Source organism: Lacibacter luteus (assembly GCF_004118265.1).
GTDB lineage: Bacteria > Bacteroidota > Bacteroidia > Chitinophagales > Chitinophagaceae > Lacibacter > Lacibacter luteus.
The window spans coordinates 1-265 of the sequence record NZ_SDHW01000024.1 but is presented as its reverse complement, the minus strand read 5'-3'; the positions used below and the strand labels follow the sequence as shown (position 1 = coordinate 265).

Annotated in this window: 1 protein-coding gene; it reads left to right on the top strand. The window is 46.0% G+C overall.

Going from position 1 to position 265, the window contains the following annotated elements; translation table 11 throughout:
- Positions 1 to 265 (top strand): hypothetical protein (locus tag ESA94_RS21320; protein ID WP_164972834.1); only part of this gene is annotated, 265 nt, incomplete at both ends.

Here is a 265-nt window from a genome sequence, read left to right as displayed (position 1 = left end):
TGGAAGGCAGAAGATGCATGTGGTAACAGTGTTACAAAAACACAAACCATCACGGTAACAGATAATACTGCACCAGAGTTAACCGTGCCTGCAGATGCAGCCGCATCCTGTGATAATGTACCGGCAGTTGGAACAGCTACAGCCACTGATAAATGTGATGCTGCACCGAAGGTGACTTATCTTGGTGAAACAAGAGTAGATGGTAACTGTGCAGGTAATTACAAACTGATCCGCAGCTGGAAGGCAGAAGATGCATGTGGTAACA